The sequence below is a fragment of the Paenibacillus sp. AN1007 genome (genome assembly GCF_040702995.1).
Taxonomy (GTDB): domain Bacteria; phylum Bacillota; class Bacilli; order Paenibacillales; family Paenibacillaceae; genus Paenibacillus.
Genome location: NZ_CP159992.1, coordinates 2244795 through 2259688, shown reverse-complemented (window position 1 = coordinate 2259688; position 14894 = coordinate 2244795). Strand labels below are relative to the sequence as shown.

Here is a 14894-nt window from a genome sequence, read left to right as displayed (position 1 = left end):
AGATTCATCGAACATTTGAACTTGAAGCATTGCGGCCTACAGGCATTCCTCTTCAAGCGCAGCGACAAGTTCTTTCAATCGATCAACGGAAGCATGCAGGGAAGCTGAATAATAACGCTGTGTCCCCTTCTGTTCCACCGAGATTAATCCTTTTTCCAGCAGCAGCTTTAAATGATGGGAGATGGCCGGTCGGGACAGATTCGACTTCTCCGTTATTTCATTCACAGTCATTTTGCCCTTCTCGCTCAGCATCAGCACTATGGACTGACGATGAGGATCGCTGAGCACCTGAAACAGTGGAATACAAGTTTGAAAAATCGTCATTGCCTTCTGACTCATGATTACACCTCCATTATCATTCTGAGATTACAGCATCGCATTCTATAATTCCAAATGTTTAAACAAACGAACGTAATCATTCAAATTGTACTTCTATTCGGATTAAATCGCAAGTCAAGTTCCCAGGCGCAGTTCTCCGACATAATTATGCAATCAAAAAATAAAACGCTTCCAATCTACCATACTTGTATGGTAGTATGGCGGAGAAGGAGTTGAAGTTGTGGATCAAATTCCGAAGTTGTCATCCAAAACCGCTTTGCCGCCGATCACCAGTCATCTGTCAGCGCTGAATAAACAGTCCTACTCGACGCGAGATCTTGTATATGACACGCTGAAAAAACAGATTTTGAGTCTGGATCTGCCCCCGGGCACAGCCATCTCGGAGAAAGAAATATCGCTGGACTTCCAAGTCAGCCGGACACCTGTCCGCGAGAGCTTTGTCCGTCTGGCTCAAGAAGGTTTGCTGGAAGTGTACCCGCAGCGCGGTACGTATGTTTCTCTCATTCAAGTTGATCTCGTTGAGGAAGCCCGATTCATGAGAGAACATCTTGAACGTGCAGTCATTCGGCTGGCATGTGAACACTTTCCGGCGGAGCAGATGTCTGCCCTTGAACAGAATCTCACACTCCAGCAGCAGTGTCAGAACGAACCGGATGACGAGCGTATGTTTCAACTGGATGAGGAGTTCCATAGCACTCTTTTTGCAGGCTGTAACAAAAGCAAAACCTGGACGGTGATTGAGCAGATGAGTGTACATTTGAATCGAAGCCGTATGCTTCGTCTGTCCTCAGACCATCATTGGGATCACCTGATTGAGCAGCATAGATCAATGGTCCAGGCGATTAAGCAGCAGGATGCGGAACAAGCAGAACGTCTGGCTCAAGAGCATCTGCACTTGACTGTGACGGACCTGGCTGTGCTGCGGGATACATATCCTTCTTATTTTCAATGAGCTGTACTTTACTGCTTGTGCATCACAAGGCATGCTGCTGCTTCCACTAATCATGATGAGGTGAATAGAATGAAGATGGTTTTTCGCTGGTTTGGCGAAGGCAATGACACAGTATCACTGGATCATATCCGGCAAATCCCCGGAGTTGAAGGCATTGTATGGGCGCTGCATGACGTTCCTGCTGGCGACGAGTGGCCAATGGACAAAATACTTGCGGTCAAAGCCGCTGCAGACAAAGCCGGGCTGCATCTGGATGTCGTAGAAAGTGTGAATATTCATGAGGATATCAAGCTAGGACTGCCTTCCCGGGACAAGTATATTGCGAATTACATTAAAACAATGGAGAAACTTGCTGAAGTAGGCGTAAAAGTAATCTGTTACAACTTTATGCCGATATTTGACTGGCTGCGTACGGATATGCACAAAGAGATGGAGGACGGTTCAACAGCCCTCTTCTATGAAAGCAGCAGACTGCACAACATCGAACCGCTGGAGCTTGTTCGTAAAATTACTGAAAACACTGACCTGACGATGCCCGGCTGGGAGCCGGAGCGACTGCAGTATCTGACAGGTTTGTTTGAAGCCTATAAAGATGTAACCGAGGAAGACATGTGGGAGAATGCACGCTACTTCCTGCAGGAGATCATCCCGGCCGCCGAGCGGCTTGGCATTCGAATGGCTATTCACCCGGACGATCCGCCTTGGCCAATTTTCGGTCTTCCGAAAATCATTATTAATCAAGACAATGTTCGCAGGTACCTGAATCTGTATGATAGTCCAGCTAACAGTGTAACCTTGTGCAGCGGTTCTCTGGGAGCCAACCCGAGCAATGATATCATTGGCATGATCCATGAATTCAAAGATCGGATTCCATTTGCCCACATTCGGAATGTGAAGGTATATGATAATGGGGACTTTATCGAAACTTCTCACCGCAGTCAGGACGGAAGTGTAGATATCGCGGGTATTGTGGAAGCCTATCACGATATTGGTTTCGAAGGATACGCGCGACCGGACCACGGACGGCATCTGTGGGGAGAACAATGCAGACCGGGCTACGGGCTGTATGATCGCGCGCTTGGTATAATGTATCTCTGGGGTGTCTGGGATTCGCTGCAAAGGAGGGCAAAAGTATGAGTCAACTCAATTCGAACCTGAATCCGGAACGCACTTCCCGTCTTCAAGGCAAAACGGTTGTCATTACCGGCGGCGCCGGCGTATTGTGCCGGGCAATGGCCGAAGAACTCGCAAGACACGGTGCGCAAATTGCCATTCTGAACCGGACGGTGTCCAAAGGACAGGAAGTTGCATCTGCAATTGAAAAAGCAGGCGGCCGTGCCATTGCCGCAGCATGTGATGTTACCCAGGCCGAAAGTGTACAGGCAGCAGCCGATATCGTTCGCGAACAGCTCGGCCCATGCGACATATTAATTAACGGTGCAGGCGGTAATCACGCCAGTGCCAATACAACCAATGAAATTTTTAAACCCGAGGATCTGGCTAATCCAGACGTAACCACCTTTTTTGATGTAAGTATAGAGGGGGTTCGGCAGGTGATGGATCTGAACTTTGTTGGCTCCCTCATCCCTACTCAAATTTTTGCCAAACACATGATTGAGCGCGATGTACCGGCTGCGGTTATCAATATATCGTCCATGAGCGCCCCATCTCCTATGACCAAAGTACCTGCGTATAGTGCTGCCAAGGCGGCTATTAACAATTTTACGCAATGGCTTGCTGTGCATTTGGCAGAGTCGGGAATTCGGGTCAATGCAATTGCTCCAGGCTTCTTCCTGACCGAGCAGAACCGCAGCTTGCTTTTGCAGCCTGACGGCTCACCTACGGAGCGTTCCAGCAAAATTATTGCGCATACCCCAATGCGTCGTTTTGGGAAACCCGAAGATTTGCTGGGTACGTTAATGTGGCTGGCAGATGAACAGCAGTCCGGCTTTGTGACGGGTATTGTCGTCCCTGTAGACGGCGGATTCATGGCCTATTCGGGCGTATAGACTTCGTTTTGGACACATCGATTGTCTGGAACAGATTCACACTTAAACCGAACCTCGTGATATGATCACGGGCTTCGGTTTTTTTGACGTTGATTTGACCTTCAGGTGATAAGGAATAAATTGCCTCGTTGTGGGCAAGGATTGTGGGTGTAAAGGTGGTGATCCATATATGATGGAGGAAACTACGGTCGTTGTTGTGCGAGCGATTATCGCTTTTCTCACTTTAATTATCTATACAAGGGTGCTGGGAAAACAGCAGATGGGCAACTTGACCTATTTTGACTATATTAACGGCATTACGATCGGTTCCATTGCAGGTACGTTCGCGACGGATCTGTCCTCCAAAGCATGGATTCATTTTGTTGCGCTGACCATCTTCACGTTGATCACCATCATTTTTCAATACATTACGCTGAAAAGTCGTGCTTTCTCCAAAATCATGGATTCGGACCCCACACTGGTTATTCAGAACGGCAGCATTCTGGAACAAAACCTGAATCAAATGCGAGTAAAGTTCGATGAACTTACCATGATGCTGCGGCAAAAGGACGTATTTGACATAACCACGGTCAACTATGGGATTTTGGAACCAGACGGTACCCTCTCCATTGCATTGAAACCAGAGAATCAGCCTGTTACCGCGAGTGACATGCACATGCACCCGCCGCCTCAGAAGCTCATGACCGAGCTGATTATCGACGGTGTGCTGATTAAGGAGAAACTGGCGGAACGAAATAAGGATCAACGTTGGTTAACAGAGCAGCTGAAAAAGCAAAATCTGACCATCCAGGACATTGCATTTGCTGCCATTCTGCCAAATGACAAGTTATATGTTGATTTATACAAGGATCAGATATCGGACGAGGCTGGAACAAATGATGATAAAAAAGGTCGTAAATGACAAAACATAAGTGACTGCTTATTCTGATCCAATCAGGCTTGTCTCGGGAGGTATGCAGATGAAAAAACATAAATGGCTGCTCTATACGATCCCTATCGTTATGCTTCTGCTGTTTATCATGGTCATGGTCAGCGGGCCTTTGCTGAAAAAACCGTTCGGTACACAGGATCGATTACTTGACTCCATTCAATTACTGGAGAAACAGGTTCAGAACAAGCAGTGGACCCCAGCCAAAACCCAAATCGATTACGCCATGAAGGCATGGGATCGAATTGTCAATCGGATTCAGTTCAGCGTGGAACGTGAAAGCATTTATGATATTCTGGGTGCGCTCGCTCGAATCAAGGGAGGCATTACTGCACGAGATGATCAGGCGATCATGGAGGAGATTTATTACTTTTACGCCTTATGGGACAATCTAGGGAACTAGCTCCCTATAAACCAGAACACATATAAACAGCTGCTGCAATGCAGCCTGGAAACCGACAGCAAAAAGCACCTCCTTTTCGGCAAAAGGGGTGCTCTTTGTATATTCGTTGAACCGTATTCACATTAATCCTTATGCACGATTTAAGCCGCGGGATTTCGACTTCGAGCCGTTTGCTGTGCCTTCCTTGCGAAAAAAGAGACTGAGCGCTCCTCTTGCACACCACAGGGCAAACAACGCAAACAGCGTACCCCAGAACAGTGCAGGCATGAACGTCTGGTGCGCCAGATTCGCTGCATCTCCAGCCTGAGACGGTCGAGTCCAGGACAACCAGCCGATGTACATCGCACCGACAACCGACTCCTCCAGCGTTATGAAGGCCAGGAGCAGATAGTAGTACTTGGCGATTTTCACACCAAATATCATAATCACGACATTCAGCGCAATAAACCCGGTCAACCACAACATGCCGAATTCACCTCTGACGTACAGCACCAGCGACACAAGTGCCACAGCGGTCATAATCCCCAAACCCCACATGTGCCGCCCTTTGCGGTACAGGTAAAACAGAAGCCAGGCAAAAAGGGAAGCCCCGATGTAACCTGCCAGCGAGACGAATATCGATCTGCCTGCTGTCAGCATGGACGAATATGTTACCCCGCTGTGATCCGCATACAGTTCAATTCGCAGCACCTTGCCCGACAAAACCAGCGTCATCAGCGCATGAGCGAATTCATGGATCATCGTATCCAGATTGCGAAACAACGACGAGAACGGGATAAAACGGGTCAGGAATACAGAGGCCACTAGAAAAAGTATCGTTTTGAGCCACTTGTTCACTCGGGTCAGACCTCCTTGCCTTCAAGTAAGCGAGCTTATCCATTATATTACGTCAGGCTGCCCTGCTTCGTTTCGCCTTTTAAAATCAAGTGCGCACCGTTCAATCCACCAGCAGAAGCTTCGGTTGTGTCCAATAAAAAATGAGGATAGATCATATCGGCCCCGTTCCGCTTCAAAAGTTACAAGTAATCGATTCCGCATCCGGCTGCGTGCGCAGCACACAAACTGTTCTGCCGCCTGACTCTGAATAAGCGTTACATATGCATAAAGTGAATGATCTACAGGTTCGTCCAGCGGGCTGACACCCGCACACGAATACTCGGTCTGCACTCCTGCTCCCTGCAGCAGACTCAGTGTGTGAACCAGTTCCGCATCGACCTCTACCCCATTCCATATCGCTGTTCGTTTGGGTGATACGGTCCGTTTGTCCCGCTCTGTCCAGTGCAGGAGTTCCTGTTTCCGTCTTCGCCACAGATGGGCAGGCTGTTCACTCAGCAGTACTTCCTGTTCTCCCTCTTTATCATGTGAATTCATCGTGTCCTCCTATTCTGCACGGTCCGGTCATCTCAAGCGAAAAAGAGCACATCACTGTGCTCTCTGCTTCGCAAAAGGCAGAGGAACAGGCCACATCCATTCCTCAGCATGTTGTTATATTGTACCTTTTTCAGTGAAAAGCATCAAATTCTCATTAAAGTTCCTACTCGTTCAATGCCAGCTTCAGCGATTCGAGATTCTCTCTCATCACACTAATGTAGTCCTTGCCTGCCTTCACCTCATCCTCAGTCAGACCTTCAATCGGGTTTAATACAGCTGTCTTGGCTCCGACTTCTTTGGCAATAGTCTCGGATACTTTAGAGGAAACAAGGGTTTCGAAAAAAATGGTTTTTACCTTATGTTCTTTGGCAAAATCAATAACAGACGCCATCTGTGCTGCGGATGGCTCCTGTTCAGGAGATAACCCGGCGATCGGAACCTGCTGTAGACCGTATTCTGCTGCCAAGTATCCAAAAGCCGCATGCTGTGTAATGAAGTCCTTCCGTTTACTGTCCTTCACCGCCGTCTTGAAATCCTGATCCAGCGCCTCCAGCTTGGCGATGTATGCGTCGGCATTTTGCTTAAACTGGTCAGCGTGCCGGGGAGCTGCTTTTGCAAGTCCGGCTTCAATGCTGCGTACTTCCTTCACAGCCAGTGCCGGAGAAAGCCATACATGGGGATCAATCCCGCCATGATCGTGATCATGGTCATGATGATGCTCCTCGCCAGCCGCTGCTTCATGGTCATGGTTATGATCTTTCGCAGCATCAGCATCCGCGTGATCATGATCTTCAGTGTTCGTCGCTTGGTCTGCATGGTCCTGATCGCGGCCATGATCATGGTCTTCTTCTCCACCCTCGTGAAGTGTAATTCCCTGACTGGCTTCCACCTGCACAAGTTTGCTATTAGTCAGACTGTCTTTGACCTGATCCATCCAAGATTCCATGCCTGCCCCGTTGTAGACGAGAACATCCGCTTTTTCAATGCTGGCGATGTCCTGAGGTGTCGGTTCCCAATCATGCGGCTCCATGCCTGGCGGTATAAGTGTATGTACATCAGCCAGATCGCCAGCTACATTTTTCGTAAAATCATACATCGGATAAAAGCTGACCTGCACATCTAATTTTTGTTCCGAAGTCGCTGAAGTACTGGCTGCTGCGGATGAATCCGGATTGGAAGTTGTTGTTTTTTGACCGCAACCTGCTGCAGCAAGGGCCAAACTGAGGATCAGTCCCAGCGCGGAAATTTTACTTAATTTCATATCGTGTTTTCCCCATTTCATCTTTATGTGCTGCTTTTTGTATGAATATATACTGCTGCTTAACGGCTCGATGACGTTTACGGTTGTATATTGAAACCAGCTTTTGGGCTGATATTCCAGTCAACAGGAAAAATAACAGGATAAGTGCAATGGTTCCTCCCGGCGGTGTATTCCACTCGTATGAAGCGGTCAGACCGCTGAAAATGCCCGTGAGACCTGTAATAACAGCAATAACGACTGCTGCGGCAAAACTCTGTGCGACTCTAAGAGCTAAAGCTGCCGGCAGTACAATTAGTGCAGATACGAGCAGTACACCGACAATCGGCATCGCAGAGGCCACGGTCATTCCGGTTAGCACCGCAAAGGCAAAGGATAAACCTTTCACTTGAATGCCTCCGATGGAGGCCGTCTCTTCATCAAATGTTAAATTGTAAAGCGGTCTTCGCAGAACGATAAAAAAGGTCAATCCGATCAAACATACCGTTGCCATCATCCACAGCTGGATATTACTTACCGCGACGATGGAACCAAACAGATAAGAACTGAAGGTTTTGGAAAGATTCATTTTCAGACTCATTAACACCACCGCTAAAGCAAGACCCGATGTCATAATGATCGCAACCGGCACCTCACTGTATGTCCGATAACTTCGCCGCAGCTGTTCAACCAGCAGCGCACCAATCATCGCAACAGCAAAACCGCTTAGAACCGGATTCAGATTCATAATGGAACCAAGCGCAACCCCTGCCAGCGAAACGTGAGAAAGTGTATCTGCCATCAGCACCTGCCGTCTGAGCATCAGATATACCCCCAGAATGGGAGCTATGATCCCGATTAATCCGCCAGCCCAGAAAGCACGCTGCATGAATTCGTACTCAAACACTGCCATTCCTCACTTTCTTGTCGCTCCAAGGTGATCGTTCGATCTAACCGGTTGCCAACTTCTTCAAGACCGTGAGTAACCATGATGATGGTGAGACCATGAACATCCGCATAGTGCCGCATTAAATTATAAAATCCTTCCCTGCTGCGCCGATCCATACCTGTCGTGGGTTCATCCAGCACCAGCACGTGCGGCTGTCCAGCCAAGGCTCGTGCGATACAGATTCGCTGCTTCTGTCCGCCCGAAAGCTCTCCTACGCGTGCATTGCGATATTCCCACATACCGACCTCACGCAGGCTTCTTTCAACAATCGCTTCTTTGTCCGGGGTGAATCTCCGAAAAAGACCTAACTTGTGATAACAACCGGATCGCACCAGTTCAATCACCGTACTGGGAAAGCCGCTATTAAACGAGGCGACTTGCTGTGGTACGTAACCGATCTCCAGCTTTTTGCCTCGGAGCTGCTGTGTATTCATATGTACCGAACCGCTCCAGGGCTTCAAGAGCCCGAGCAGCAGTTTCAGCATGGTTGTCTTCGCAGAGCCATTCGGCCCCGTGATGCCGACAAATTCGCCCACAAGAATATCCAGCGACAGCTGATCAATGACAGGCTCTTTGCCATATCCAAATACGACATCTCGCATGGAAGATAAAATCATGCGTTTACCTCTTTCCAATTCGTAAATATTACGATTTAAAGAAATCAAATTTTTTTAGCGTGTTTCACGGTGGATGGTCACCTTCTTCAAACGAGGTGAATACTTCTTCATTTCCAGACGTTCCGGATGGTTGCGCTTGTTTTTTGTTGTGGTATAGTTGCGATCTCCGCATTCTGTGCAGGCTAAAGTTACAATGACTCTCATGGTACTGCCTCCTTATGTTTATTCGTAATAATTACTATTTAATGATAGTAGCCTATGCTTTTTCTTTTGTCAACATGTATATATCAGCTCCACTGTGGAAAAGGATCTTTCAACTCGCGCCAGTTCTTCTGCATCTCTGCATCTGTCAGCAGTGTCTCATCGAGTGATTGTTCAACAGCCGTCCGATCCATATCGATCCCGATAAACACCAGCTTGGTAACCCGGTCACCCCATTCTTCATCCCAATCCGGAATAGCTGGAAGTGTGCCGCCAAAATGCAGATGCCGCTCCTCCTCGCTCATCGCACCAACCCATATGCCCGCGGGCGCAAGCTGTTTGGAAGTTCCCGCATGGCTGAATGAAATGGCCATATGGTTACGGGTCGCCAACCACATTAAACCTTTGGAACGTATGATGTTTTCCGGCCACTTGGCGATCCAGCGCAGCAGGCGCTCGGGATGGAACGGACGTTTGCGGTGGTATACAAACGAATGAATACCGTATTCCTCGGTTTCAGGCGTATGCTCTTCTTTCATTAATTCGCGGATCCATCCCGCGGACTGGCTTGCTTTTTCAAAATCAAACCGTCCCGTGTTCAAAATCTCTCTCGGATCAATCTGTCCATGTGTCGCAGGAATCAACTTGGCCTCAGGCTGCATCGCGTGCAGTGCCTTTTCCAGCTTCGACAGCTCTTCTTCGGACACCAGATCACATTTGTTCAATACGAGAACGTCGCAAAATTCAACCTGGTCGGTCAGCAAATGCACAATGCCCCGCATGTCATCTTCCCCAACCTCCTGTCCACGATCCTTCAGCGTCTCTTTTGAATAAAAGTCACGCCAAAACTGAGCTGCATCCACCACCGTTACCATCGTGTCCAAACGCGTGAACCGGGTCAGATCAATGCCGAGTTCCTCATCTATATAGGTAAATGTTTGAGCCACAGGAAGCGGTTCGCCAATGCCCGTAGATTCAATTAATATGTAATCGAACGATCCATCCAGCGCAAGCCGCTCTACCTCTTTCAGCAGATCTTCACGAAGTGTGCAGCAGATGCATCCGTTTGACATCTCGACCAGCTTCTCGTCAATTCGTGATAAACCTCCTCCATCCCGGATCAGGCCAGCATCAATATTAACTTCACTCAGGTCGTTTACGATGACAGCCACTCGCATACCCTCCCGATTATGAAGCACGTGGTTAAGCAGCGTCGTCTTACCAGCTCCAAGATAACCGCTAAGAACCGTGACAGGTATACGTTTGTTCATCTGCTGCTCTTGTTCTGATCTTGACACTGACTCTAACTCTGATATTAACTCAGACATGGACATATTCATTTCCTCCGCTCTCTTCTATTTCTTTGAAACATAGACGGGTTCTGTTCCAGACTCAGGGAACAACATGATAATGAATTGATTTTCATGAGTATTTAATCGTAATTGTTACTATTAAATACTTCAACAACTATAGCTTACTCCGCTTTTACTTGTCAACTTGGATCATGGAGGGCCGGTCGTTTAATCGTAAATTTACTGATTTACATGAAAGAACGATGTATGCAGCCGCAAGTACAAGCATATATTCTAGCAAAGTTCAAGTGACGGAGGTCTTTTATATGAGAATGGCAGCCAGTCTGAAGGTTCTAACCTTTCTGGTTCCCTGTGCTTTCCTTGTCCCGGTTATCATCACACTTGCTCCTGATCTAAATCAGGTCCGGCATAGCGAAGCACTGCAAAATATAAAAACGGTGTTTGTCAGTATCTTTCTCGAAGCTGTCCCCTTTCTGCTGATGGGTGTATTCTTGTCCTCGCTCATGCAGTGGTTTGTATCCGAAGAAATGGTGCGCAGGCTTACACCGAAACATCCTGTTGGCGGCGTACTTGCAGCCGGGCTGCTCGGTATTATTTTTCCGATCTGTGAATGCGGCATGATTCCTGTTGTACGGCGGCTTATGCATAAAGGGATGCCTGTGTATATTGCGATTACTTTTATTCTAAGCGGGCCTGTTGTGAACCCGATTGTGTTTACCGCTACCCTGCTCGCTTTTCCGAATCATCCGGAGATCACCATCGCTCGTATGGGACTGGCTTTTGCTGTGGCCTCTGCTGTTGGCGGGCTTGTCTATCTGTTTGTTAAACGTAATCCGCTGCGTGGACCTAAAATTGCCGCAGCCGAGGTGAAGACACATCCGGGTTTTAAAATGGCTTTATCTCCTGACCATGACTCACACTCTCATACTCATGCACATGATCACTCGCACGGAATCTCCGACGGCCATCATCATGCTCACCCAAAAAACTGGCGCAGCTTTTTCATTCATGCGGGAGACGAGTTCGTCGATATGAGCAAATATTTGGTGATTGGTGCCCTGATTACAGCGTGTATTCAGACGTTTGTGAGCCGCAGTGATCTGATTGCGCTGGGGAACGGCCCTGCAGCGTCCTATGTATTTATGATGGGCTTTGCTTATGTTCTGTCCTTATGTTCTACATCCGATGCTTTTGTGGCGTCGGCATTCTCGCATACCTTTGCTTTGGGTCCGCTGATTTCCTTCCTTGTGCTTGGTCCGATGCTCGATTTCAAAAGTACGCTGATGCTGCTCTCCACCTTCCGCACCCGCTTCGTGATTGGATTAAGTCTGGCGATTATAGCACTTGTGTTTGCAGGATCATGGGTGGTGAACTTGTGGTTGTGGGGATGACTTGTGACAACAAGGAATGCAATAAGGCTGAGTCGAGGGAGACGAAAGACAGCTCACGCGAAGAGGAGCTATGAGAATGAAAAGAAGGATTGATTCATGCTGTTAATGATTAATGCCGTGAATTATTTTCCGGCTAAGGGTTCTGATAAAGTAATCCATTACAGAAAGGAGTGAGGGTCATGAGTCCCGCCAATTTTGCGATGAACCAGAACTCTTTTGCAAAAAGAATAGCTGCCCAGCGGCATACTCTTATTCGTGCAGGCTGGATTGGTAGTCTTGCTGTGTATATCATGCACCTCAAATCGAACAATGCTCTGCATTATTATCTTGCTCCCACGATGCAAAAACTGCTTCTCGGCACTGCGGTTCCATTCCTGTTTATTGCGGTTATTATGGTATGGCACGCTCTTTTTGGTCGACATGAACTGGGCTGCGAATGTGAGCATCACCCTCCTTCCGGCGTGATTCGCAGCTCACTGGTCTACAGTTTGATTGCGCTGCCGCTATTGCTTGGATTTCTGCTTCCAGATCAAGCTTTGGGCAGTTCGATGGCTAGTCAGAAGGGGATGTCCCTGACCTATGCTCCCCCTGAAATTCGGCGGAAAGAGCCGCTGCCAGATGCCGCTCCCCGATTGAATGTGCGGGATTTTACCATACCGCCAGTAATACAAGCACCTCAAATATCTCAAACAAACGAATGGTCAGCGAAACCAGCTGGTGTGCAGTTTGTACCGCCGGATGAATACAGCCGTGAATTCGCAGCACTGGCGGAAAGGTTATATGCCGAGCCTGTCATCCAAGTGTATCCCGAAATATTCTCAGAAACCCTCGGCACGATTGATATGTTCCAGCGCCAATTCACGGGCAAAGAGATTATGCTTACTGGATTTGTATATCGGGACGACAGCATGGAGCACCAATCTCATTTTGCCCTGGGACGTTTTCTCGTGATGTGCTGTCCAGCAGATGCAGCTCCTTTCGGCGTCATGATTCATATTCCCGATGCAAACCAGTTTGAGAAAGATAGCTGGGTTCAGATTCGAGGTACTATTGGCTCCGCGCAAGTCGACGGTAAAGATTCGATGGAGATTCTTGCAGCAGCCGTAACACCGATGGATCAGCCAGCTTCGCCTTACATCTACACCAACGCTGACTCCGTAGCGGCCTTTGATAAGATCGTAAGTAAGCGGAAATGAGGTTTATTAGTGTGCTGAGAGGATGCTGGATAAGAATGTGCGTGTAGGGCTGCGGAGTTAATCGCATCATGTGGTAATCCATGTACTTTAGCATACATGCATGCAGCCTACGAACATAAGAAAAGACGGGCAGATTAATATCTGCTCCGTCTTCTTTGTTATATTATGTTCCTTACATTCTGTTTATCTCATTACTCCGTTACGATATCATGGACCAACACGGGTGCATCGGCGTGATCGGCAATCGTAATATTCTCTTTGATTTTGGCGATAACCGCATCCACATCTTCACGGTTGGCATGAATAGTTACTAGAGACTCTCCAGCTTTCACCGGGTCGCCGACTTTTTTATTCAGCATCAAACCTACTGCCAGATCGATCTCGGACTCTTTCGTTGCACGGCCTGCACCGAGCAGCATCGCAGCCGTTCCGATCTCATCCGCAACGATTCCGGCAACATAGCCGTCACGATCTGCTGGAACTTCAATCAGATATTTTGCCTGCGGCAGACGATCTGGATGATCTACTACCGAAGCATCGCCGCCCTGGTTCGCCAAGAAGTGTTTAAACTTCTCCAGTGCTTTACCGTTCTGAATGACTTCTTTGAGTTTCTCTTCCGCGTGCTCCAGTGAATCGGCTTTGCCTGCGAGGAATACCATTTGACGTCCAAGTGCAAGACACAGTTCTTCCAGATCTTTCGGTCCTTTACCCTGCAGTGTAAGAATTGCTTCTTTTACTTCCAAAGCGTTACCGATCGCCAGACCCAGCGGCTGTGACATATCGGAGATAACCGCCATTGTTTTACGGCCTACATTGTTACCAATGCTCACCATGGCGTGCGCCAGTTCTTTGGCGTCTTCTGTTGTTTTCATAAACGCGCCCGCGCCTGTTTTTACGTCCAGTACGATCGCATCCGCACCTGCTGCGATTTTCTTGCTCATGATGGAGCTGGCAATCAGCGGGATGGAGTTTACCGTTGCGGTTACGTCACGCAGAGCATACAGCTTTTTGTCCGCAGGTGTCAGGTTGCCGCTTTGACCGATAACCGCTACTTTGTGTTCGTTTACGAGACGAATAAACTCTTCTTTTTCCAGCTCAACGTGAAAGCCCGCAACGGATTCCAGCTTGTCCGTAGTACCACCCGTGTGTCCCAGACCACGACCGGACATCTTCGCCACAGGTACATCCAGTGCAGCAACAAGCGGCGCAAGTACCAGAGTCGTCGTGTCACCCACGCCGCCTGTGGAGTGTTTGTCTACCTTAACGCCTTCAATCGCAGACAAGTCGATTGTTTCGCCCGAATTCACCATGGACATGGTCAAATCCGCACGTTCCTTATCCGTCATATCTTTGAAAAACACAGCCATGGCCCACGCGCTGACTTGATAATCGGGGATTTCTCCCTGCGTATATCCTTGAACGACGAAATCAATCTCTTCCGTTGTCAATTCTTTTCCGTCGCGCTTTTTGGCAATAATGTCTACCATTCTCATGATGATCTCTCCTTATTTTAAAATTGAATTAAACAGAACACGTGACGCTGCAGACCGTTCCGGCTCCGGATCGTTCTTCCGAGCGCTGTTGTCTCCCAAATTTCTTGAATCATCTTATCCATGGTTGAAATTCGGAGACAAAGGCGCTCGCTTCGCTTCTCCAGAATCGATTCCGCCCCCTCCACTCCGTGCTCTAAACCCAGTTTCGGTGTAATTCATTAGCGGGCCTTCAGAAAACACGTGACGCTGCAGACCGTTCCGGCTCCGGATCGTTCTTCCGAGCGCTGTTGTCTCCCATATTTCTCTGAATCATCTTATCCATGGTTGAAATTTGGAGACAAAGGCGCTCGCTTCGCTTCTCCAGAATCGATTCCGTCCCCTCCACTCCGTGCTCTAAACCCAGTTTCGGTGTAATTCATTAGGGGCCTTCAGAAAACACGTGACGCTGCAGACCGTTACGGCTCCGGATCGTTCTTCCGAGCGCTGTTGTCTCTC

Annotated in this window: 16 protein-coding genes; 7 read left to right on the top strand and 9 right to left on the bottom strand. The window is 48.3% G+C overall.

Annotation, left to right across the window (positions count from 1 at the left end):
• Positions 1-36: 36 nt before the first annotated feature.
• Entirely contained in the window at positions 37-339 is a 303-nt protein-coding gene (locus tag ABXS70_RS10320) for a metalloregulator ArsR/SmtB family transcription factor (RefSeq protein ID WP_342551308.1), read from the bottom strand.
• Between the two features lie 277 nt (positions 340-616).
• Between ABXS70_RS10320 and ABXS70_RS10315 the strand changes: the two genes are divergently transcribed.
• The 5 genes from ABXS70_RS10315 (at position 617) to ABXS70_RS10295 (ending at position 4631) form a co-directional block, all read left to right on the top strand.
• Positions 617-1291 carry a GntR family transcriptional regulator gene (locus tag ABXS70_RS10315; RefSeq protein ID WP_342556351.1) on the top strand — a complete coding sequence of 225 codons (675 nt, stop codon included), beginning with the start codon at positions 617-619 and terminating at the stop codon, positions 1289-1291.
• A 69-nt stretch (positions 1292-1360) separates the two neighbouring features.
• Positions 1361-2428, top strand: coding sequence for a mannonate dehydratase (gene uxuA / locus ABXS70_RS10310; RefSeq protein WP_342551309.1), 1068 nt, complete (start codon positions 1361-1363; stop codon positions 2426-2428).
• Positions 2425-3300 (top strand): SDR family oxidoreductase, encoded by an 876-nt coding sequence (locus tag ABXS70_RS10305; RefSeq protein WP_366295610.1) that lies wholly within the window; start codon positions 2425-2427, stop codon positions 3298-3300. The genes uxuA and ABXS70_RS10305 overlap by 4 nt, the downstream gene beginning before the upstream one ends.
• A 169-nt stretch (positions 3301-3469) precedes the next feature.
• Entirely contained in the window at positions 3470-4201 is a 732-nt protein-coding gene (locus ABXS70_RS10300) for a DUF421 domain-containing protein (protein WP_342551311.1), read from the top strand.
• A gap of 58 nt (positions 4202-4259) precedes the next feature.
• A complete protein-coding gene (locus tag ABXS70_RS10295) occupies positions 4260-4631 on the top strand; it encodes a DUF4363 family protein (RefSeq protein WP_366295608.1) in 372 nt (123 codons plus the stop codon).
• Between the two features lie 129 nt (positions 4632-4760).
• Here ABXS70_RS10295 and ABXS70_RS10290 read toward each other — a convergent pair whose 3' ends face one another.
• The 7 genes from ABXS70_RS10290 to ABXS70_RS10260 all read right to left on the bottom strand — a co-directional run bounded on the left by ABXS70_RS10290 (position 4761) and on the right by ABXS70_RS10260 (position 10277).
• Positions 4761-5468, bottom strand: coding sequence for a M50 family metallopeptidase (locus tag ABXS70_RS10290; RefSeq protein ID WP_342551313.1), 708 nt, complete (start codon positions 5466-5468; stop codon positions 4761-4763).
• 42 nt (positions 5469-5510) lie between these two features.
• Positions 5511-6002, bottom strand: coding sequence for a hypothetical protein (locus tag ABXS70_RS10285; RefSeq protein WP_342551314.1), 492 nt, complete (start codon positions 6000-6002; stop codon positions 5511-5513).
• A gap of 163 nt (positions 6003-6165) precedes the next feature.
• Positions 6166-7263, bottom strand: a complete 1098-nt coding sequence (locus ABXS70_RS10280) for a metal ABC transporter substrate-binding protein (protein WP_342551315.1) — start codon at positions 7261-7263, stop codon at positions 6166-6168.
• Entirely contained in the window at positions 7250-8152 is a 903-nt protein-coding gene (locus ABXS70_RS10275; RefSeq protein ID WP_366295605.1) for a metal ABC transporter permease, read from the bottom strand. Before ABXS70_RS10275 ends, ABXS70_RS10280 begins: the two co-directional genes overlap by 14 nt.
• Positions 8098-8805, bottom strand: a complete 708-nt coding sequence (locus tag ABXS70_RS10270) for a metal ABC transporter ATP-binding protein (RefSeq protein WP_342551317.1) — start codon at positions 8803-8805, stop codon at positions 8098-8100. The genes ABXS70_RS10275 and ABXS70_RS10270 overlap by 55 nt, the downstream gene beginning before the upstream one ends.
• Positions 8806-8859: 54 nt before the next feature.
• On the bottom strand, positions 8860-9009 hold the full coding sequence (rpmG, locus tag ABXS70_RS10265; protein ID WP_153978553.1) for a 50S ribosomal protein L33: 150 nt from the start codon (positions 9007-9009) through the stop codon (positions 8860-8862).
• An 83-nt stretch (positions 9010-9092) separates the two neighbouring features.
• Entirely contained in the window at positions 9093-10277 is a 1185-nt protein-coding gene (locus tag ABXS70_RS10260; protein ID WP_366296601.1) for a GTP-binding protein, read from the bottom strand.
• Between the two features lie 347 nt (positions 10278-10624).
• Between ABXS70_RS10260 and ABXS70_RS10255 the strand changes: the two genes are divergently transcribed.
• Both ABXS70_RS10255 and ABXS70_RS10250 read left to right on the top strand, forming a co-directional pair.
• The gene (locus tag ABXS70_RS10255) at positions 10625-11710 is read left to right on the top strand and encodes a permease (protein ID WP_366295602.1); all 1086 of its coding nucleotides are present in this window, start codon (positions 10625-10627) and stop codon (positions 11708-11710) included.
• Positions 11711-11889: 179 nt separating this feature from the next.
• Positions 11890-12906 (top strand): TIGR03943 family protein, encoded by a 1017-nt coding sequence (locus ABXS70_RS10250; protein WP_366295600.1) that lies wholly within the window; start codon positions 11890-11892, stop codon positions 12904-12906.
• 191 nt (positions 12907-13097) lie between these two features.
• On the opposite strand, the gene ABXS70_RS10245 is transcribed toward ABXS70_RS10250, so the two are convergent.
• On the bottom strand, positions 13098-14399 hold the full coding sequence (locus tag ABXS70_RS10245; RefSeq protein WP_366295598.1) for a pyrimidine-nucleoside phosphorylase: 1302 nt from the start codon (positions 14397-14399) through the stop codon (positions 13098-13100).
• Between the last annotated feature and the right edge of the window lie 495 nt (positions 14400-14894).